The organism is Ochrobactrum sp. 19YEA23 (genome assembly GCF_029909865.1).
GTDB lineage: Bacteria > Pseudomonadota > Alphaproteobacteria > Rhizobiales > Rhizobiaceae > Brucella > Brucella gambitense.
This window is the reverse complement of sequence record NZ_JASAMQ010000006.1, coordinates 229,082-248,640: the sequence shown is the minus strand read 5'-3', so window position 1 is coordinate 248,640 and position 19,559 is coordinate 229,082. Positions and strand designations below refer to the sequence as shown.

Below are 19,559 nucleotides of genomic sequence, written 5' to 3'. Positions count from 1 at the left end.
CGCCGCTCAGGACTGAACTTCGAAAATGGCGTCGACTTCGACGGCGAAACCGCGGGGTAGGGAACCTGCTCCCAATGCGGTGCGGGCATGTCGACCCTTCTCGCCGAGAACCTCGACCAGAAGACCGGATGCGCCATCGATCACCGCGGGATGGTTCTTGAAGTTTGGCACGGCATTCACAAAGCCTCGCACCTGCAGGCAGGCAGAAATGCGGTCAAGATCGCCATCAAGGGCCATCGAAGCACGCGCCAGAAGATTGAGCGCGCAGATACGAGCGGCCTGATACGCTTCTGCGATATCCATAGTGTCGCCGACAAGCCCCAGATAGCAGTCGACGCCGTCGACACGGGGCACCTGTCCGGAAATGTAGAGCGTGGTTCCACTCAGCCGGAACGGAACATAGGTTCCGCTCGGTGCCGTCACACTGGGCAGGGCAAGGCCCAACTCCGCCAGTCTGGAAGAAACGATTCCCATCTCGAATTCCCCTGTTTTAGTTACGCATTTCGCAATCGCCAAGTTTGAAACTGCGCGGCTTTTGTATAGTGATATTATCACTGTGCGCTGTGTTATGGTGTCAGGTTTGCCGAAATAATATCACTTGTCAAGAATGAATCTCGGACGACATTCTAAGTGTCGAGGGAGCGGGAGGCGGAAAACAAGGCAGTAAAACAAGGACTTGGCCGCGAATTTGACGCTTTTTAGCTAGTCTTCTATAAGAGCGGAATTTGTTATGTTTGGATTTTTTTGGCTGGAGTAAGCGGTGCGACAGCCTGTTTGTGACTGTCATCGTCGTTAGGCGGAAGGTAATATCCATAGAGATAATATCTCTATCTACGATGATAATATCTTGTATTGCTTTTCCGAACCGCGTATCACGCTAGAAAGATATTATTTTTGACTGGGATTGGCTCATATTGAAAACATTGACTTCGCGAACGATTGAGAGCCTCAAGGCATTGATCGGTGACGGTACGCTTCAGGTTGGAGATAAATTGCCGACCCTGGCCGAGCTTGGCGACAAGTTGGGCGTCAGCCGCACGGTCATCCGAGAAGCGGTGGCAGCATTGCGCTCGGATGGATTGCTGGAAGCCAAGCACGGTGTTGGAATTTTCATTCGCGAGCCCGGAAAGGAAACAGCACCAATAACGGACGAATCCATGCTGGAACCCCTGGCCCGGCTCTCGCTTCCATTCATGGATCTGCTCGAATTGCGCATGGCTTTTGAGGTTCATGCCGCCGGGTTGGCTGCGCAGCGGCGCTCCTGGGCGCAAGAAGCAAACATGTGGGATGCGCTGAAGCAGTTTGAGGTGTCTATCGAAAATGAAGCTGCGTTGGATGAGCTGGACTTCATTTTCCACCGGTCCATATCGGAGGCCACGAATAATCTGGCGTTTATCGAGTTCTTCAGTGTCATGAGCCTGAAAATACTGCCGCAGCCAGCATTTTCGCGGGACCTCAACCCTTCGCTTATCACGCCCGACTATATCCAGAACACGGTTATCGAGCATCGCGCTATTTGTGAGGCGATCAGCGCCGGAAATGCTGAATTGGCTCGTGAAGCGATGCAGGCGCATCTCAATCGCAGTCACCAGCGCTATCGCGGCTTCAACGGCGCTTTCGGGTCACCATTGAGCAATATTGTGGACAGCTGAATGCTATTAAGCTGGCTTTGCCAGAGCTCATTTATCGGCCATCTGGCAATAGCCGCCGGTTTTCAGCATTCAGGCGGGGACGGTGGAATTACCGGCTGCTCGAAAGTGCGCTGCAACTGACCCCAGCCGGGACTGTGCATATGGGCCTCCAATCCTGCTCTGGCTACCAATGCGCGCGCTTCGGTTTCGCCGAAAGCAAGCGCCTCGTGCATATCGGCAGTTAGGACCACGCCGTCCTGCATGATAATCTTGCCATCGACGATGACGGTATCCACATCGCTGCCAAGAACCTGATGAACCAGCCGGTGGACGGGCATCCAATTGGGCGTCAGATGCGGCTTGCGCATGTCGATAATCGCAATATCGGCTTTCTTACCCGTTTCAAGCGAACCGATCTCGTGGTCCATACCAATGGCGCGAGCCGCATCGATGGTGATCATCTCGAAAACTTTGCCGGGTGGCAGAAGATACCGGTCATGGTTGTGCAATATATGCTGTGTCGATTGTGCTATACGGGCGACTTGCAGCATATCGAAATGGCGGCTCGGTGCAGCGCCATCCGATGTGATCGCAACGGACACGCCGCGTGCGAGCATTTGCATAATCGGCGTGGAGCGTCCAGGCGGTGCATGGGTGACGTGTGTGCCGGTTTCGGCGAGGATCTCTATCTCCTCGTGGGATATGCCCCAGCAGTGCTGTAAATGCACATCGGGACCGAGCAATGCATTTTCCTTATCCTGATACGCCATTCGAATTTGTCCGGCAAAGGCATCGGAATGGATGCGCACGCCCCATTTGCGTGCGGTTTCGCGAATGCTGCGTGCCTGCATCCGGTCGTTCTCCGTCAGATTGACCGCGAAATCCGGTGTGGAAGCGTTAGAAGGCTCGACCGAAGGGACGATTGTGAAAGGCGTCAGAAAAACCTTGATCCGGCCGTCAGCTGTTCCGTTGAGACTCTCAATAGTGGCTTCCGCGCCCTCAATCATTTCTTCGAATGAAACAGCATGACGCACAGGCTTGCCGCTTTCCCATCGTGTCACTGACTGCGGCCATGGTAAGCCTGCGGGGCCGACGCAGATGATCTCGCGCAGTCCGATTTCCGCATAGGCGCGGGCGTGGTTGGCCGCAAAGACCGGATCGTCACTACGCGGCATGGACGTGATGATGCTGGCAGAAGTTGTCACGCCTGCGCGCAGCCTTTCCAGACCGGACACAAGACCGTCGGCATACCAGTAGTCGCGCGTCACATAATGATAATAGGTCGGCGTGACGATCCGCATCCAGAGCGAATTGGTGTCGGCGGCAATGCTGCGGATCAGCGCGTGACCAGCGTGGCCGTGCGCGTCGATGAGGCCCGGAATGAGCATCTTGCCACGACAGTCGATTTTCTTCTTGTCAACATGGTGAGGGGACAATTCCAGTGAGGTGCCAATATCGACAATTCTGTCATTCTCGATTGCCACAGCGCCATCCTCGATGATCCGCCGTGTTTGGTCGACAGTTACGACCGTTCCGTGAAGCAGCAACAATCCAGCCATGTCATCCCCTTTTTATATGAGCAACGACGTCTTTGAACGTCGGAAGGGCTCATTCTATTGTGTCGATGTTTCTAAACATAATTGGCGACAATATCGTTGACAATAAAAGAATGGATTAAGATACTGCCGCGAAATTCAGACCAACAATCTTATCGTTATGGATGAGGGGAAAAGCATGTCGCGTTTAAATAGGTTTTTCATATCGGCCCTGACAGCGGCTGCCATTGCGGCGCCGACGCTGGCCGGTTCTGCCGATGCGGCTACGCTGCGCTGGGGCAGTCGCGCGGATATCTACTCGCTCGATCCTGATTCTGTTCCATCCACATCCAATCTGGCTTTCCTGAACCACATTTACGAAGGTCTGATCCGTTACGGACCTAATTTCGAGATCGAGCCCGCGCTGGCTACCGAATGGAAGCTGGTCGATAACAAGTTCTGGCGTTTTACCCTCCGCAAGGGCGTGAAGTTCCACAATGGCGCAGATTTTACGGCTGATGACGTTGTGGCCTCGATGAACCGTGTTTCCGACCCAACATCACCTCTGCGCGGCAATATTCCGCTCTATGTCGGTGTCAAGAAAGTGGACGATTCCACGGTCGATATCGAGGTTTCGGCACCATCGGCGTTGTTCCTCAACGACATGACCAATATTTTCATGTTCAACGCCAAGTGGCTGAAGGACAATAACGCCGAAAAGCCGACCGATATCGCGTCCAAGACCGAGAATTATGCAACGCATAACACCAATGGGACGGGCCCGTTCAAGCTCGACAGCCGCGTTCCCGATTCAAAGACGGTTCTGATCGTCAATGATCAATGGTGGGACCAGAAAAAGCACAATCTGGATCGCATCGAATACATTCCGATTTCCTCGGCTGCGACGCGCGTTGCGGCACTTCTTTCCAATGAAATTGATCTGGTCGATTCAGCACCCATTCAGGATATTCCTCGTCTGGAATCGACGCCGGGCATCAAGGTCGACAAACGCACCGAGCTGCGTACGGTATTCATCGGCTTTAACGGCAAGGAAAAGCTTGAGGATGGGCGTCCAAACCCATTCCTGGATGTCCGTGTGCGTCAGGCCGTTGAAGCAAGTATCGATCGTGATCTCATCAACAAGAAGATCATGCGTGGTTTGGCGCGGCCTTCCGGTTCGCTGATTGCGCCGGAAATTGCAGGCTATTCGAAAGCACTCGACACTTATCAGCCAGCCGATCCCAAGCTCGCCCAAAAGCTGCTTGAAGAAGCTGGCCAGAAAGGCCTGACTTTCAACTATCTTTGCATGAATGATGAGAGCATCAACGAGGAAGATATCTGCTCGGGCATCGCCAATATGATGAAGCGCGGCGGTTTCGAACCTTCCATCGATATGGGACCGCGTGCCGTTCAGCAGCCTAAGCGCACCAATGGCAAGGCCGATATGTTCAATCTGAGCTGGGCTAATGAACCCACGCTCGATGCCTACTCGCTGCTTTCGCAGGTGCTTTCTACACGCAGCGGTTCTACCGGCGTGTCGAATTATGGTGGCTGGTCTTATCCTGAACTCGATGAGTTGATGAAAAAGGCGGCACAGGAGCCAGATACGGCGAAGCGTTTGGCGCTGGAAGAACAGGCGCTGAAAGTTGCCAAGGACAAGGCAATTCTGATCCCGCTTCACCAACAGCCCATTGCATGGGGAATGCTGGATAAGGTCAAGAGCGTAGACTTCAGGGCTGATAACAAGCCGCGCCACTGGCATACAAAAATGGCCGAGTAAGGCCAGCAACGCGAAAACCGAAAAGCGCTTCACCTTGGTGAGGCGCTTTTTTTATGTGGTGCACAATCTGGAGATGCGACAACGCTCATTCAAAAGCCGCACTTTGATTGTTGCTCAGAAATGTGGCAGCGCCTGATCAATTGTAGAGCAGAGTTGTCGACAAATAGGTTATTGAAACTCAAAAAATTGTCTACAATTACGTTGACAACTTTATGTCGACTGGCAATACTGCCCTTCGTGATCTGGGAGGCAGGTCACCTCAAAAGGGAGAGATCAGTATTATCCGCCTGAATGGCGTGAGCAGGCACTGAAACGCAGCACCGAAATGGATGCAGCGAAGCATGAAAACAGACCTCCAGAAAAGGAGGCGCAAATTTCCAGAAGCGGAGCAAAATCTATGTTAAGAAAACTTGGCCTTGCGGCCACAATGCTGGCTGGGCTGACATTGGCCGGCCACGCCGAAACGCTCAAATGGGGCGCTGCGCGCGATATCTATTCGCTTGATCCTTATTCCTATGGTGACAGCTATACGCTGTCCTTCCTCAATCACATCTACGAAGGTCTTGTGCGTTACGACGCCGAGCTGAAGATCGAGCCTGCCCTTGCTGAATCCTGGGAAAATGTTTCCGAGACGGTTTGGCGTTTTCATCTGCGCAAGGGCGTCAAGTTTCATGATGGCGCAGATTTCAATGCAGACGATGTGCTCGCTTCGCTGAAGCGCGTCAGCGATCCGGTTTCGCCGCTGCGTGGTAATTTGCCAGCCTACAAGTCCTCCAAGAAAGTGGACGACTACACAATCGATATCGAGTTGAGCGGCCCTTATCCGCTGCTCCTCAACGACCTAACCAATATTCACATCTTCGATGCTGGTTGGCTGAAGACCAATAATTCGGAAAAGCCCACCGACGTTGGTGCCAAGATTGAAGGTTATGCAACCTATCACACCAATGGTACGGGTCCGTTCAAGCTGGAAAGCCGCGTGCCGGATTCCAAGACCATTCTGGTCAAGAACCCGGATTGGTGGGACAAGACGTCGAAATCCAACATTGACCGCATCGAGTTCAATCCGATCACTTCGGCTGCGACACGTGTTGCGGCGCTCCTCTCCGGAGAAGTCAATTTTACGGAAAGTGCGCCATCACAGGATTTGCCGCGTCTTCAGGCGCAGCCTGACCTGAAGGTCATGGAACGTACCGATTTGCGTACGGTCATGATGGGTTTCAATCGCAAGCCGAAGCTCGACAACGGATCGGAAAACAAATTCAACGATTTGCGTGTGCGTCAAGCTTTCGCACATTCGCTTGACCGCGACCTGATACAGAAGCGCATCATGCGCGGCAAGTCGCGCTCGGCTGGTGCTGTGGTTGCGCCGGAAATTCCGGGCTACACGCCGGAACTGGATACCACACTTGCCTATGATCCGGCCCTGTCGAAGAAGCTTCTGGCCGAGGCTGGGGCTACGGATTTTCCGTTCACACTGGTCTGCACAACTGATGCCTATGTGAACGAGGAAGAACTGTGCCAGGGGCTCGTGAATATGTTGAGCCGAGGCGGTTTCAAGCCGCAGCTTGATATCGCACCAACGGCTGCACAGGCACCCAAACGCACGGGCGGCAAGGCCGACGTTTATATCATTGGCTGGGCGACAGAACCCATGCTCGACAGCTATTCAATCCTGCTACAGATGATTGAAACCAAAACCGATAATGCCGGTGTCTTTAACTGGGGTGGCTGGAGCTATCCGGAAATCGACAAGCTGGTTATTGAGGCCTCCACGGAGATGGATCGCAGCAAGCGGCTGGCGTTGCAGACAAAGGCTCTGCAAATGGTCAAGGACGAGATTGTCATGCTGCCGCTGCATCAACAGCCAATGGCGTGGGTCATGTCGAATAAGATTGATCATATCGTACAGTTGCCAGACAACAAGCCGCGTCACTGGCTGACCCATTTTGCCGAATAGTCTCATCATGATGCTCCGGGGCACACCGCTCCGGAGCATCCTGTTCCCAAGGAATTCACATGCTGGTTTTTATCATCAAGCGTCTGGCCAATGCCATCATGGTCATGCTGGCTGTTGCCCTGCTGGCCTTTTTGATCTTTCGTCTGGCGGGCGACCCCGTCGAGATGATGGCCAACGAACAGATGACGCAGGCCGACCGCAATAATCTGCGTGAGCGTCTGGGGCTTAACGATGGCCTGATGACACAATATACGCGGTTCGTGGTGAACGCCGCTCAAGGCAATTTTGGCATATCCTATCGCAATGGACAGGATGTTCTGGGCCTTATCGCTGAGCGGTTTCCAGCAACACTGGAACTGGTTCTGGTCGCCACGTTGATCTCGTTGCTGCTCGGCCTTCCACTTGGTGTACTGACGGCAATCAAACGAGGCAAATGGTATACGGAGGGATTGCAATTTCTCTCCATTGTCGGTGTCTCTCTGCCAAGCTTTGTCGTCGGTATCCTGCTCATTCTGGTTTTTTCAGTCACGCTTGGCTGGTTCCCGGCATTTGGACGGGGTGATGTTGTACAGCTTGGCTGGTGGTCCACAGGATTGTTGACGCATTCCGGCCGGATCGCAATTTTGCTGCCGGCTGTTGCACTCTCGCTTTACCAGGTCACGCTTGTCATGCGTCTGGTTCGCGCTGAAATGCTCGAAGTGCTACGTTCGGACTATGTGAAATTCGCCCGCGCCCGCGGTATTCCGCGCTGGCGCATCTATTTTCGTCATGCGCTTCGCAACTGTCTGATGCCGGTTGTGACCATGACGGCGATGAATGTCGGTTCGCTGATCGCCTTTGCGCTGATTACCGAAACCGTGTTTCAATGGCCGGGCATGGGCATGTTGTTCATTCAGGCCGTTACCTTCCTGGATATCCCGGTCATGGCAGCCTATCTCTGCATCATTTCCTTCATCTTCGTTGTGCTCAACACTTTCGTGGATATCGCCTATGCGGTGATCGATCCACGCCTGCGCACAGCGCGTTGAGTTGCCCATGGAACCGATTGTGGAGTCAAAGCCGATGAGCACCCCAACCACGCAAACCACCACCATCTCCCGCCCGTCGTTTGTACAGCGGGTTCGTAAAAGCGACTTGTGGTGGTCGTTCACACACAGCAAGACCGCGATGATCAGCGCAGCACTGCTCGCAATCCTGATCCTGACGGCATTGTTTGCGCCCCTCATTGCGCCGCAAAACCCTTATGATGGCGCAGCACTCGATATGTGGAAAGCAGAGCTGCCGCCTATCTGGGAAGAGGGCGGCGAATGGCCCTTCCTGCTGGGCACCGACACCCAAGGGCGCGATATGCTGTCGGCCATTCTTTATGGCACGCGCATTTCCATCGTCATTGGCATCGCTTCCGTTGTGCTTTCCTTGGTCATCGGCATGAGTGCCGGTTTGGTCTCAGGCTATTTCGGCGGCTTCATCGATAATCTCCTGATGCGCATCGGCGATATCACGCTGTCGATCCCAACCATTCTGGTCGCCATTCTGGTTTCAACCGTCGTGCGACAGATGTTGCCGGTCAGCCTGCGCGAGGTAGGAGCCTCGGCGGTTCTCATTCTGGCCATCGCGCTCTCCGCATGGGTGCAATATGCCCGTACTGTCCGCGCTCAGGCCATCGTTGAAACCGGCAAGGACTATGTTTCCGCCGCCCGTCTGATCGGGGTGCCCGCGCGCCGCATCATGGCGAGACATATTCTGCCAAACACGCTGACCCCCATCATGGTGGCGGCAACGCTTAACTTCGGCATGGCCATCCTTACCGAAGCCACGCTCTCCTTCCTTGGCATCGGCATGCCGCCGAGCCAGCCATCTCTCGGGACTTTGATCCGTATCGGCAACCAGTTCCTGTTCTCCGGTTCCTGGTGGATCGTGCTTTTTCCCGTCATTCAGCTCTGCCTGCTGGTCGTAGCCGTCAATATGCTTGGCGACTGGCTGCGCGATGCTCTCAATCCGAAACTGAGGTAATATCGATGAACAATCTTTTGCTCCGCAATGTGCGCCCTATGGCTGGCGATACATGCGATGTTTTGATCAAGGATGGGAAGATTGTCGGTTTCGGACAGTTCGAGGCAGAGCCGGGCATGGCCATCGAAGATGGTGGCAATGCAATTATTGCGCCCGGCCTGATCGATGCGCATACGCATCTCGACAAGACGACCTGGGGCATGCCTTGGCATGTCAATAATCGCGCCGCGGTCCTGCGCGAGCGTATCGACTATGAACGCGAGCACCGGCTGGAAATCGGCCTTGATCCACATCGCCAGTCGATGCGTCACGCCATCGGTCTAGCCGCTCACGGCGCAACGCATATCCGCAGCCATGTCGATATCGACCCCACCCATGGATTGTCATTGGTCGAAGGCGTCTGGGCAACACGCGAGAAGCTGAAAGGCATCATTGATATCGAGATCGTTGCATTCCCGCAGTCGGGTCTGATGGTCATGCCGGGTACGGAAGCATTGCTTGATGAGGCCTTGCGTCAGGGTTGTGAAGTTCTGGGTGGTATTGATCCATGCGGTATTGATCGCGACCCAAAAGGGCAGCTCGATATTCTGTTCGCGCTCGCTCTCAAGCACGGCGTACCGATTGATATTCATCTGCATGAGACCGGCGATCTTGGTGCTTTCACGATGGAACTCATCTTTGAGCGTATCCGCGCCAACGGTATGGAAGGGAAGGTGGCGATCAGCCATGCTTTCGCGCTCGGCATGAATGATTACTTGCGCGTTGGCCAGTTGATCGAACAGATCGCGGCTCTGGATGTCGCAATTCTGACGACCGGCGCGCCATCGGCTACGGTGCCGTCAATCAAACGCCTGAAGGAAGCGGGAGTGCGCATCGGTGGTGGTTGTGACGGCATTCGCGACACCTGGGGCCCATGGGGGCAGCCCGATATGCTGGATCGCGCCAAGATCATTGGCATGAAAAATGGCGTCCGTTCAGATCATGATCTGGAACATCTCCTCTATATCGTGTCGCAGGGCGGCGCAGACGTGATGCGTCTTGAAAATTATGGTCTGGATGTGGGCTGCAATGCCGACTTTACCCTTTTGACGGGTGAAACACTGGCCCACGCCGTGGTGGATATCGCGCCGCGCCCTCTGGTGGTCAAGAACGGTCGCGTCACTGCGCGTAATGGCGTTGCTGTGGTGGAGATGCCGTGATGAACAATGCTATCGATACATTAACGCTTGGTCAGCGACCTGATGGACGGACCCTGATTACCGCCAGCTGGGTGGTTGGGCACAAGGATGGCAGCCATACGCTTTTGCGCAATGGTGAAGTCGTTTTCGACAATGGTGAGATTGTCTTTGTTGGACATGGTTTCACGGGTGAACTGGCGCGCCGTATCGATTTCGGCAATGCGCTGATCTCGCCGGGTCTTATCGACCTTGATGCCTTGTCTGACCTCGACACCACCATTCTTGGTATCGACAACCATCCCGGTTGGGCCAAGGGCCGCGTCTGGCCACGGTCTTATGTCGAGGCTGGCCCTTATGAGATGTACAGTCAGGATGAGCTGGCTTTTCAAAAGCGCTTTGCGTTCGGCCAGCTTCTGTTGAACGGGATCACCACGGCAGCCCCCATCGCTTCCCTGTTCTATCGCGAATGGGGCGAAACAGTTGCCGAGTTCGATGCTGCCGTCGAGGCAGCCGGCGAACTGGGACTACGCGTTTACCTGAGCCCTGCCTACCGTTCCGGCGGTATGGTTCTGGAGGAGCCGGGAAAGATCGTTCCCGTTTTCGACGAAGAACGTGGCTTTCAGGGACTGAAAGACGCCATTGCCTATATCGAGCGTCAGAATGGCCGTCACGGCGATCTGGTGCGTGGTATGCTGGCCCCGGATCGGGTCGAAACCTCGACGCTTGGATTGTTGCAACGCACTGACGCGGCGGCGCGCGATCTTGGCTGCAAGTTTCGTCTTCATATGGCTCAAGGCACGATGGAAGTTGATACTGTGCGGATGCTGCACGGCTCGACGGCTCCGGTCTGGCTTGCGAAACATGGTCTGCTCAGCGACCGGATGATTGCGCCTCACGCGACGAATGCCACGGATGAAGATCTGGGCCTCTATGCGGCCAATGGCGTTTCCATTGTGCATTGCCCGCTCGTATCGGCACGCAGTGGCTCGATCCTCAAATCGTTCTCTGCTTGCCGCAAACGGGGTATCAATATTGCCATGGGCACCGATACCACGCCGCCTGACATGCTGATGAATTTGCTGACGGGCCTTATTGCCGGTCGTATCGCCGATGGTGCACCGGACCGTTTGCGGTCGGCCGATCTTTTTGACGCCGCGACGATTGGCGGCGCAAAGGCGCTTGGACGTGCTGATATCGGTCATCTGTCGCCAGGTGCAAGGGCAGATATCGCGATCTTCGATCTTGACGACACCATCATGGCCGCGACGGTTGACCCGATCACGACGATCGTCATCGGCGGTTCGGGCAAGATCACGCGTGCGGTCTTTGTCGATGGCCGAGCTTCCATGATCAATCGAAAGCTTGCAGGGCTCGACATGAAACAAGCCCGTCTTCAGGCGCAGGCCCAGTTCGATGGGCTTATAGCGAAATATCCCGAGCGCAGCTGGAATCATCCTCCTGTCGCGGAAATCTTTCCTTCCAGCTATCCGATAGAAGGTGATTTCAATGCATGACATGCAAGAACCAGTCATTGAAGTGCGCAATCTGCGCGTGGATTTTCCGGGGCGTCATGGCACGGTTACCGCTCTGTCGGATGTGAGCCTGTCGATCCGCCCCGGTGAAATCCTTGGCGTTGTGGGTGAATCCGGTGCTGGCAAGTCCATGACGGGCTTGGCCATTCAGGGCTTGCTGGAAGCGCCCGGACATATCGCCGATGGTGAAGTGTGGCTTGGCAAGCGCCGGATAGACGCGTTGGACGATCGCGCTATGGAGAAAATTCGCGGGCGTGAAATCGGCGCAATTTTTCAGGATCCTCTCACCTCGCTCAACCCGCTGTTCACGGTGGGCGCGCAGCTTGTTGAAACGATCCGGCGGCATCTTGGTCTTGGTAAAGCTCAGGCGCGTGAACGGGCTATCCAGTTGCTGCGCGATGTCGGTATTCCTTCGCCGGAGGATCGCGTCAACCAGTATCCGCATCAGTTTTCGGGTGGTATGCGGCAGCGCGTGGTGATTGCACTTGCACTTGCTGCATCACCAAAATTGGTGATCGCGGACGAACCGACGACTGCCTTGGATGTATCGATCCAGGCCCAGATCATTTCGCTCCTGCGCAAACTGTGCAAGGAAAAGCAGACAGCCGTTATGCTCGTTACCCACGATATGGGCGTGATTGCAGAAGCCGCGGATCGCATCGCCGTGATGTATGCAGGGCGACTGATCGAGATCGGGCCGGTCGAGCAAGTACTGCATCAGCCGCGTCACCCCTATACACAGGGCTTGATGGCGTCGATTCCATCGCTAGGTGCGCGCGTGGAAAAGCTGAACCAGATTGATGGCTCAATGCCGCGTCTTGACGCTATTCCCAAGGGTTGCGCTTTCAATCCGCGTTGCAAAGTGGCGGTGCCCCGCTGTCTTGAAGAGCGCCCTGAACTCAACCTTGTCAGTCAAAATCCCAATCTTGGCGCAAGCGCTTGCTGGCTGAATGCAGGAGGCCCTGTATGACAACCCCATCGAAAGAAACTGCGGCTTTGACCGTTGAGCGTCTGGTCAAAACGTTTGATGTCTCTGCTCCATGGCTCAACAGAGTGATTGAGCGCAAGCCGCGCCAGTACCTCCAGGCCGTAAACGATATCAGTTTTACGGTGCCAGCAGGTGGTTGCTTGAGTATCGTTGGCGAAAGCGGATGCGGAAAGTCTACTGTGGCCCGACTGGTCACTGGATTGCACGGCGCGACGAGCGGCCAAATGCGGTTTGCGCCCGGCAAAAGTGGTGCGTCTTTGTCGGCGCAGATGATATTTCAGGACCCTTATGCGTCGCTCAATCCCCGTTGGCGCGTCAAGAACATTATCGCTGAACCATTGCGGGAATTGAAACTGCGAAAGACAGCGACGGAAGTCACCGAGCGCGTGGAAGAACTTCTGCGTACTGTCGGGCTTTCACCCTCCGACGGCGAAAAGTTTCCGCATGAGTTTTCCGGTGGGCAACGGCAGCGCATTTCAATTGCGCGCGCCTTGGCGAGCGAGCCTGAATTTCTCGTTTGCGACGAGCCGACTTCGGCGCTGGACGTTTCGGTGCAGGCACAGGTGCTCAATCTTATGCGCCGGTTGCAGGATGAACTGGGTCTGACCTATCTGTTCATCAGCCATGATATGAGCGTCGTTCGCCACATGTCCGACCGCATCGCGGTCATGTATCTGGGACGGATTGTTGAGGAGGGCGATACGGAGGAACTCTTCGCGCAGCCCCGGCATCCCTATACGCAGCTCTTGCTACAGACGATCCCCAATATTGCAGCACCCAACCGCAACCGCGCCCCGGCAAGTGGTGAAGTTCCAAGTCCGTTAAAGCCGCCATCAGGCTGTACGTTCCATCCGCGCTGTCCGTTTGCGGTGGCGCGCTGTGCGCAGGAAGCGCCGAAGATGCAGACTTTGTCGAATGGCACACGCGTGGCCTGTCATCTCGTCGAAGAGGCAGCAGCTGCTGCCTGATGCCCGATCCGCAATCGCCGCTTTGGTCATCGGTTTGACGTTTGAAAAAGGTGACAAGATCTGCGGAAAAGTGCTTCAGGCGAAGTTAAAGCGGGTTGTTAAATTGTCGACAATATGAAATATTATTGTAGATAATAAATCAGGTCTCGGGGATGTGATGGAATTCGATTTTGAAGAGCTGGACCCTCAAAGCCGTTACAGGCTTCTGACGAATTTCATCGGCCCACGACCGATTGCACTTGTGACAACCCGCTCACCGGCGGGCCACAGCAATGCAGCGCCGATGAGTTTCTTCAACGTGTTTTCGCACGACCCGGCCATTGTCGTTCTTGGCATTCAACCGCGTCTTTCCGGTGAGGAAAAGGACACGCTGGCGAATATCCGTCGCACCGGCGAGTTCGCAATCAGCATGGTCGACATGGCATTGTCGGGACAGATGCTGATTTGCGGATTGGGCTTCGACAGCGAGATCGATGAGCTTGAAATGGCCGGGCTGGCAGGGACACCTTGCCAAAAAATCGATGTCTCTTTCGCTAAGCAAGCGCCATGCACCTTCGAGTGCCGTGTCGAACGGGTGATCGATTATCCGCGTCGCGCGCTCATACTGGGCGAAGTCGTGCATATGCATGTCCGTCGCAATTGCCTGGATGCCAACGGCCACTACGTCGATCCGGAATTCTATCAACCGATTGCCCGGCTTCATGCCGACAATTACATCACTTCAGATCGCCAGTTCGTTTTGAAGGCACCGCCCATCGCCGATTTCGTGAAGCCGGAAAACTAGGCCAGAACGACGGTTCTTCGAGAATTTTTATCATGCACATTCATCTGATCAATCCCAACTCAACAGCGTCTATGACAGCGCAAGCTCTTGATAGTGCTCTGCTCGTCAAACACAGTAATACCAAGGTCTCAGCCTCAAATCCTGCCGACACGCCTGTCAGCATTGAAGGTGGCGCCGACGAAGCACTGGCGGTGCCGGGCATGCTTGCGGAAATCCGAAAAGGTGAAGCGCAAGGTGTAGACGCCTATGTGATCGCCTGCTTTGACGATCCCGGCCTGCATGCGGCGCGCGAGATCGCAAAGGGTCCGGTGTTGGGTATTTGTCAGGCCGCAGTACAGGTGGCCATGACGATTAGCCGTCGCTTTTCAATCATCACGACCTTGCCGCGGTCGGTTCCGATTATCGAAGATCTGGTCAGTGACTACGGCGCGGATCGTCATTGCAGGAAAGTGCGTGCGATCAATTTGCCGGTGCTGGGTCTGGAGGAAGATCCTGCGGAAGCTGAACGGCTTTTGATCAATGAGATCGAACTCGCCAAGCGTGAAGATCGGGCAGAGGCGATTATTCTTGGCTGCGCGGGCATGACATCCTTATGCGACAGGCTGCGCGATGCAACCGGCGTTCCAGTGATCGACGGTGTCGCGGCGGCGGTGAAGCTTGCCGAAGCTTTGGTCGGAGCAGGCTACGCGACTTCGAAGGTGAACACCTATGACTATCCGCGCGTGAAGACAGGCAATACCGACGCCATCTGCGGAATATGTGCCTGAAATAGAAGCATCACGATGTATTGTTGACAATTTTGTAGGCGCTTTGCGGTTGCAATAGTTGACTTTTTCGGTCGCATCACGCTTCCTGAATCGGAACGGGAGCAAGACCATGACTGATCAGACAGGTGTCTCGACGCAGCAGATTGTTGAGAAAGTATGGCTATCCATTGCCGAGCGCCGTCTGCGTCCGGGGGTGCAACTTAAAGAAGAGCAGATGGCGGCGATTTTTCACGTCAGCCGTGCGCGTATCCGTCAGGCGCTTGCCGCGCTTGAACGGGAGGGGCTTGTCACGATCATTCCCAATCGCGGCGCTTTTGTTTGCAAACCGACCGTGGAAGAAGCGCGGGACGTTTTCTTTGTGCGTCGTACTGTTGAGCGATGCGTGGTCGAGCGCCTCGGACGCTCGGCGTCGAAGGACAAGATCAAGATCCTGCGCGAACATGTTGCGAAAGAACGTGTCGCCAACAAAAACAATGTCACGACCGATATCATCAAACTGTCGGGTGGTTTTCATCTGTTGCTGGCCGAACTGACAGAGTCAGATTTTCTGTTTACGACCATGCGCGATCTCATTTCGCGCACGTCTCTCATTACGGCTGTCTACCGCAATACCAACCGTTTCAACTGTGGGCCCGATGAGCATGCGGAGATTGTGGAAGCGATTCTGCATGGCGACGTTACAAAGGCTGCCGATCTGATGGCACACCACCTTGAACATGTGGAATCCGAGCTGGACCTGCGGGAGATCAACGATCTCTCCCATGATTTGAGCGCGGCGCTCGCCTGAACGGTATCACCGGCAAACGGGCGACGGTTCTTTGTCGCCCATAACCGCTCTGGTCGATCCTAGACGCGGTTTTATTAAACTATTTCAATGCATTGTCATCAGATCAAGCCAGCCGGTCATTGCCCGGCTGGTTCGTTTTGCGTCGTCTGCGTTGAGAGCGGTTCCGGTTAAATCGGAATCGTGGAACCGCTCTAACTTTTTGTTTTTACGCATTATCCTACGCATAACCGCAACGCACTTTTGCTGGAAATGCTCGAGCGTGCAAACAATGATCTTCGATTGAAAACCGGGATGAATATCGGGTGAGTTGGACAATTTCATCCACATCGCAAAGAAATCCAGCCCTCATCTTGACATATGTCATAAGTTAGAATTAATTTGATTGAAATTGAGCAGATGTCGCTTCGAGGAGACCCTTGCGAGGGTGGAGCGCATCGAGCTTGGGAGGAAATACTTGTGTCTGGATTGTACGCTGCAATCTTCGATTGCGTGATTGCACACGGCTGTGTTTCAGCTGGAGAGCCCGCCTGCCAACGGTTGGGCGCGGATCGGAAACTCGCTTGTGCTTTGCAGGGTTCTTCGCCCGAACTGGTGAAGTCTCTATGAGTTACGAATTCAGTTTCAGCTTCCTCAGCCAGTACTGGCCGCTACTGCTCAAGGGTACATTGGCGACGATTCAGATGTCCCTGATCGTCACGGTGCTTGGCTTCGTGCTGGGTACGATCTGTGCGGTTGCCAGCATCAGCAAATACAAGTTGCTGCGTATTCTCGTGGCGATCTATGTGGAGGCAATCCGCAATACACCTCTGCTCGTGCAGCTGTTTCTGGTCTATTTTGGACTGTCTTCCATGGGCGTCAAATTCTCCGCCCAAACATCGGCGCTGATCGGCCTGACCATCAATGTCGGCGCTTATTCCAGCGAGATCATTCGTGCGGGCTTGCAGGCCATTCATCCCGGTCAGCTGGAAGCCGCAGACACGCTGGGTTTGTCACGGTTGCAGATGCTTGCGGGGATCATGCTACCCCCTGCACTTGAGAAGGTCTATCCCGCTCTCGTCAGTCAGTATGTGCTGTTGATGCTGGCAACAAGTGTTGCATCGCAGATATCGGCTGAAGAGTTGACCGGGGCTGCGTCCAGAATCCAGTCGATGACCTTTCGTTCTTTCGAAGTCTATCTCGTCATTCTGGTGATCTATCTCGTCCTTTCCCTATTGATGCGGGGGCTGTTCAAGCTTCTGGGGTTGGCGTTGTTTCCACGCAAACGCCGTCTTGGCATCAATCTTTAGGAGGTCAGGATGTTTACGAATTTCTCCTGGATTCATATCGAAGTTCTGCTGCAGGGATTGGTTTGGACAGTTCTGCTCTCCATCATTGCCTTCATATTCGGCGGCCTGCTTGGCTTTGCCGTGGCGCTGGCTGGAATAGCGAAGAACAAGGCTCTAGTTGCTCTGGTCGATGGTTATATCGTTCTGGTGCAGGGTACGCCGGTTCTGATCCTGATGTTCATCGTTTACTTTGGTTTGCCGGTCTTTGGCATTGAAGTTTCGTCGCTTTTTGCGGCCAGCCTTGCGATGACGATTTTCGCCAGCGCCTTCCTTGGCGCCATCTGGCGGGGCAGTCTGCAATCCGTGCCACGCACGCAGTGGGAAGCATCCGACTGCCTGGCACTGACTGGATTGCAGGGGCTGTTCCTCGTCATCATGCCTCAGGCTGTTCGCATCGCGACGCCGCCAACGGTCGGCTTCATGGTTCAGATCGTCAAGAACACGTCGCTCGCATCGATCATCGGCATGGCCGAGATGACCTATATCGGCAAGGAGATCAACGCTTCGACGTTCCAGCCTTTCACGACTTATCTCGTGATTGCATTCTTCTACTTTTGCATTTGCTTCCCGCTCTCAGCGGTCAGCCGGAAATTCGAGAGGATGTACAGTGTCAGCCGTCGTTAAGTTTGTTGACGTTCATAAAAGTTACGGCTCGCTGCCGGTGCTCAGAGGTATCAATCTCGAAATTGAGAAAGGGCAGGTTGTTGCTCTGATTGGACGAAGCGGTTCGGGCAAAAGCACCGCGCTTCGTTGTGTCGACCGGCTCGAAACAGTCAATAGCGGAGACATCTGGGTTTGCGATCATCGTGTCAGTGATCCCGATATCAATCTGCGCGCTCTCCGGCAGGATGTTGGCATTGTCTTCCAGAGCTACAACCTGTTTCCGCATCTGACGGTCGAGCAGAACATCACTCTGGCGCTGCGATGGGTCAAGAAATTGACAAGACCAGCCGCGCGCGAATTAGCCGAGACGGTTCTGCGGCAGGTTGGTCTGGCGGAAAAGATCGACTCCTATCCAGAACAATTGTCCGGCGGACAACAGCAGCGCGTGGCCATTGCCCGATCACTTGCGATGAAGCCGAAGGTCATGCTGTTCGATGAGGTGACCTCGGCGCTTGACCCGGAACTGACCGGCGAAGTGCTGAAGGTCATCGAGGATCTTGCAAGAAATGGCATGACAATGCTGCTCGTCACTCACGAGATGGATTTTGCTAAGCGCGTTGCGGACAAGATTGTCTTCATGCATCAGGGCCAGATTTGCGAGCAAGGCGGCCCGGCGATTTTGGCCAGCCCGCAAACGCCTGAATTGAGCAGCTTTGTTGGCGCGCATCACTAACCATCCAGTCAAAGCATGTGGTGTCGATGAGGAGCGACACCATCAACAACAGGAGGAGGAAATATGACTATTCTGAACAAGAGAAAATTTCTGGCGATGATGGGCCTTGGTATCGGCATGGCGGCCATGATGACACAGCCATCCTTTGCCGATCAGCTGGATACGATCCGCCAGCGTGGCAAGCTTCAGGTCGCTATTGATCTTGGCAACCCGCCTTATGCGATGCGTGATGCGAAGTTCCAACCGACCGGCTCGGAAGTCGAAACGGCACAGCTGCTGGCCAAAGACATGGGCGTGGATATCGAGTTTCTGACGGTTCCGACCTCGGGCCGTATTCCGTTCCTTGTTTCGGGTAAGGCTGATCTGGCCGTGTCGACGCTGTCGATAACAAAGGAGCGGCTTGAGGTTGTGGATTTCAGCATTCCTTATGCTGAAACCGCAATCGTCGTTGCAGCTCCCAAAGAAGCAAACGTGAAGTCCTATGCGGATCTGGCAAATGCGTCGGTCGCCGTCACACGCGGCACGGTCAACGATACCAATCTGACGGAAAAGACGGCGGATGTTTCCGGCGTTCAGATCGTGCGGTTTGAAGATGACCCAACATCGAGCGCGGCAGTCACCAGCGGCCAGATTGCAATCTATGCAACTTCCCGTCCGCTTCTGACCGAGTTGATCAAGGCCAATCCCAAGCTCGACCTCGAAGAGAAATTTGTCGCCAAGGCTTATCCGCTCGGCATTGCGCTTCGCAAGAACGAGCCAAAGCTCAAGGAATGGATAGACGCCTGGATCAAGACCAATCTCGACAATGGCAAGTTGATCGACATTTACGAAAAGTACCACGGCGCTCGTCTGGACCCGCAGAAGCTGCTGGCCAGTGATTTGCCTCGGTCGTGACGAAGCTGTCGTGGCGGGGCGGTGAGAACCTCGACCCGCCACGGCGTTGGTCTGGATACTGATGGAACGGAACCTTGCTCT

18 protein-coding genes are annotated in these 19,559 nt (G+C 54.7%); 16 read left to right on the top strand and 2 right to left on the bottom strand.

What is annotated here, in order from left to right:
* Positions 1-6 precede the first annotated feature (6 nt).
* Positions 7-474 carry a RidA family protein gene (locus tag QBD01_RS16785; RefSeq protein WP_280993761.1) on the bottom strand — a complete coding sequence of 156 codons (468 nt, stop codon included), beginning with the start codon at positions 472-474 and terminating at the stop codon, positions 7-9.
* Positions 475-914: 440 nt separating this feature from the next.
* On the opposite strand from QBD01_RS16785, the gene QBD01_RS16780 reads away from it, so the two are divergent.
* The gene (locus QBD01_RS16780) at positions 915-1,652 is read left to right on the top strand and encodes a FadR/GntR family transcriptional regulator (RefSeq protein WP_280993760.1); all 738 of its coding nucleotides are present in this window, start codon (positions 915-917) and stop codon (positions 1,650-1,652) included.
* Between the two features lie 62 nt (positions 1,653-1,714).
* On the opposite strand, the gene QBD01_RS16775 is transcribed toward QBD01_RS16780, so the two are convergent.
* Positions 1,715-3,190 carry an amidohydrolase family protein gene (locus QBD01_RS16775; RefSeq protein WP_280993759.1) on the bottom strand — a complete coding sequence of 492 codons (1,476 nt, stop codon included), beginning with the start codon at positions 3,188-3,190 and terminating at the stop codon, positions 1,715-1,717.
* 175 nt (positions 3,191-3,365) lie between these two features.
* Between QBD01_RS16775 and QBD01_RS16770 the strand changes: the two genes are divergently transcribed.
* From QBD01_RS16770 to QBD01_RS16700, 15 genes are all read left to right on the top strand, one after another.
* Positions 3,366-4,946, top strand: coding sequence for an ABC transporter substrate-binding protein (locus QBD01_RS16770; RefSeq protein ID WP_280993758.1), 1,581 nt, complete (start codon positions 3,366-3,368; stop codon positions 4,944-4,946).
* 397 nt (positions 4,947-5,343) lie between these two features.
* The gene (locus tag QBD01_RS16765) at positions 5,344-6,906 is read left to right on the top strand and encodes an ABC transporter substrate-binding protein (RefSeq protein WP_280993757.1); all 1,563 of its coding nucleotides are present in this window, start codon (positions 5,344-5,346) and stop codon (positions 6,904-6,906) included.
* Between the two features lie 59 nt (positions 6,907-6,965).
* The gene (locus tag QBD01_RS16760) at positions 6,966-7,934 is read left to right on the top strand and encodes an ABC transporter permease (protein ID WP_280993756.1); all 969 of its coding nucleotides are present in this window, start codon (positions 6,966-6,968) and stop codon (positions 7,932-7,934) included.
* A 34-nt stretch (positions 7,935-7,968) separates the two neighbouring features.
* Positions 7,969-8,919 (top strand): ABC transporter permease, encoded by a 951-nt coding sequence (locus tag QBD01_RS16755; RefSeq protein WP_280993755.1) that lies wholly within the window; start codon positions 7,969-7,971, stop codon positions 8,917-8,919.
* Between the two features lie 5 nt (positions 8,920-8,924).
* The gene (locus QBD01_RS16750) at positions 8,925-10,118 is read left to right on the top strand and encodes an amidohydrolase family protein (protein WP_280993754.1); all 1,194 of its coding nucleotides are present in this window, start codon (positions 8,925-8,927) and stop codon (positions 10,116-10,118) included.
* Entirely contained in the window at positions 10,118-11,611 is a 1,494-nt protein-coding gene (locus QBD01_RS16745) for an amidohydrolase family protein (RefSeq protein WP_280993753.1), read from the top strand. Before QBD01_RS16750 ends, QBD01_RS16745 begins: the two co-directional genes overlap by 1 nt.
* A complete protein-coding gene (locus tag QBD01_RS16740) occupies positions 11,604-12,599 on the top strand; it encodes an ABC transporter ATP-binding protein (protein ID WP_280993752.1) in 996 nt (331 codons plus the stop codon). Before QBD01_RS16745 ends, QBD01_RS16740 begins: the two co-directional genes overlap by 8 nt.
* Complete coding sequence (locus tag QBD01_RS16735) at positions 12,596-13,585, top strand: oligopeptide/dipeptide ABC transporter ATP-binding protein (protein ID WP_280993751.1); 990 nt, start codon at positions 12,596-12,598, stop codon at positions 13,583-13,585. Before QBD01_RS16740 ends, QBD01_RS16735 begins: the two co-directional genes overlap by 4 nt.
* Before the next feature lie 157 nt (positions 13,586-13,742).
* Entirely contained in the window at positions 13,743-14,369 is a 627-nt protein-coding gene (locus QBD01_RS16730) for a flavin reductase family protein (RefSeq protein WP_280993750.1), read from the top strand.
* Positions 14,370-14,401: 32 nt separating this feature from the next.
* Positions 14,402-15,136: an aspartate/glutamate racemase family protein gene (locus QBD01_RS16725; protein WP_280993749.1), complete on the top strand. Its 735-nt coding sequence runs from the start codon at positions 14,402-14,404 to the stop codon at positions 15,134-15,136.
* A 109-nt stretch (positions 15,137-15,245) separates the two neighbouring features.
* Complete coding sequence (locus QBD01_RS16720) at positions 15,246-15,923, top strand: GntR family transcriptional regulator (RefSeq protein ID WP_182521497.1); 678 nt, start codon at positions 15,246-15,248, stop codon at positions 15,921-15,923.
* A 602-nt stretch (positions 15,924-16,525) separates the two neighbouring features.
* Positions 16,526-17,209 (top strand): amino acid ABC transporter permease, encoded by a 684-nt coding sequence (locus tag QBD01_RS16715; protein ID WP_280993748.1) that lies wholly within the window; start codon positions 16,526-16,528, stop codon positions 17,207-17,209.
* 9 nt (positions 17,210-17,218) lie between these two features.
* Positions 17,219-17,872, top strand: coding sequence for an amino acid ABC transporter permease (locus QBD01_RS16710; RefSeq protein WP_280993747.1), 654 nt, complete (start codon positions 17,219-17,221; stop codon positions 17,870-17,872).
* Positions 17,856-18,584: an amino acid ABC transporter ATP-binding protein gene (locus tag QBD01_RS16705; protein WP_280993746.1), complete on the top strand. Its 729-nt coding sequence runs from the start codon at positions 17,856-17,858 to the stop codon at positions 18,582-18,584. The genes QBD01_RS16710 and QBD01_RS16705 overlap by 17 nt, the downstream gene beginning before the upstream one ends.
* Positions 18,585-18,647: 63 nt before the next feature.
* Complete coding sequence (locus QBD01_RS16700; RefSeq protein ID WP_280993745.1) at positions 18,648-19,478, top strand: transporter substrate-binding domain-containing protein; 831 nt, start codon at positions 18,648-18,650, stop codon at positions 19,476-19,478.
* The last annotated feature ends 81 nt before the right edge of the window (positions 19,479-19,559 follow it).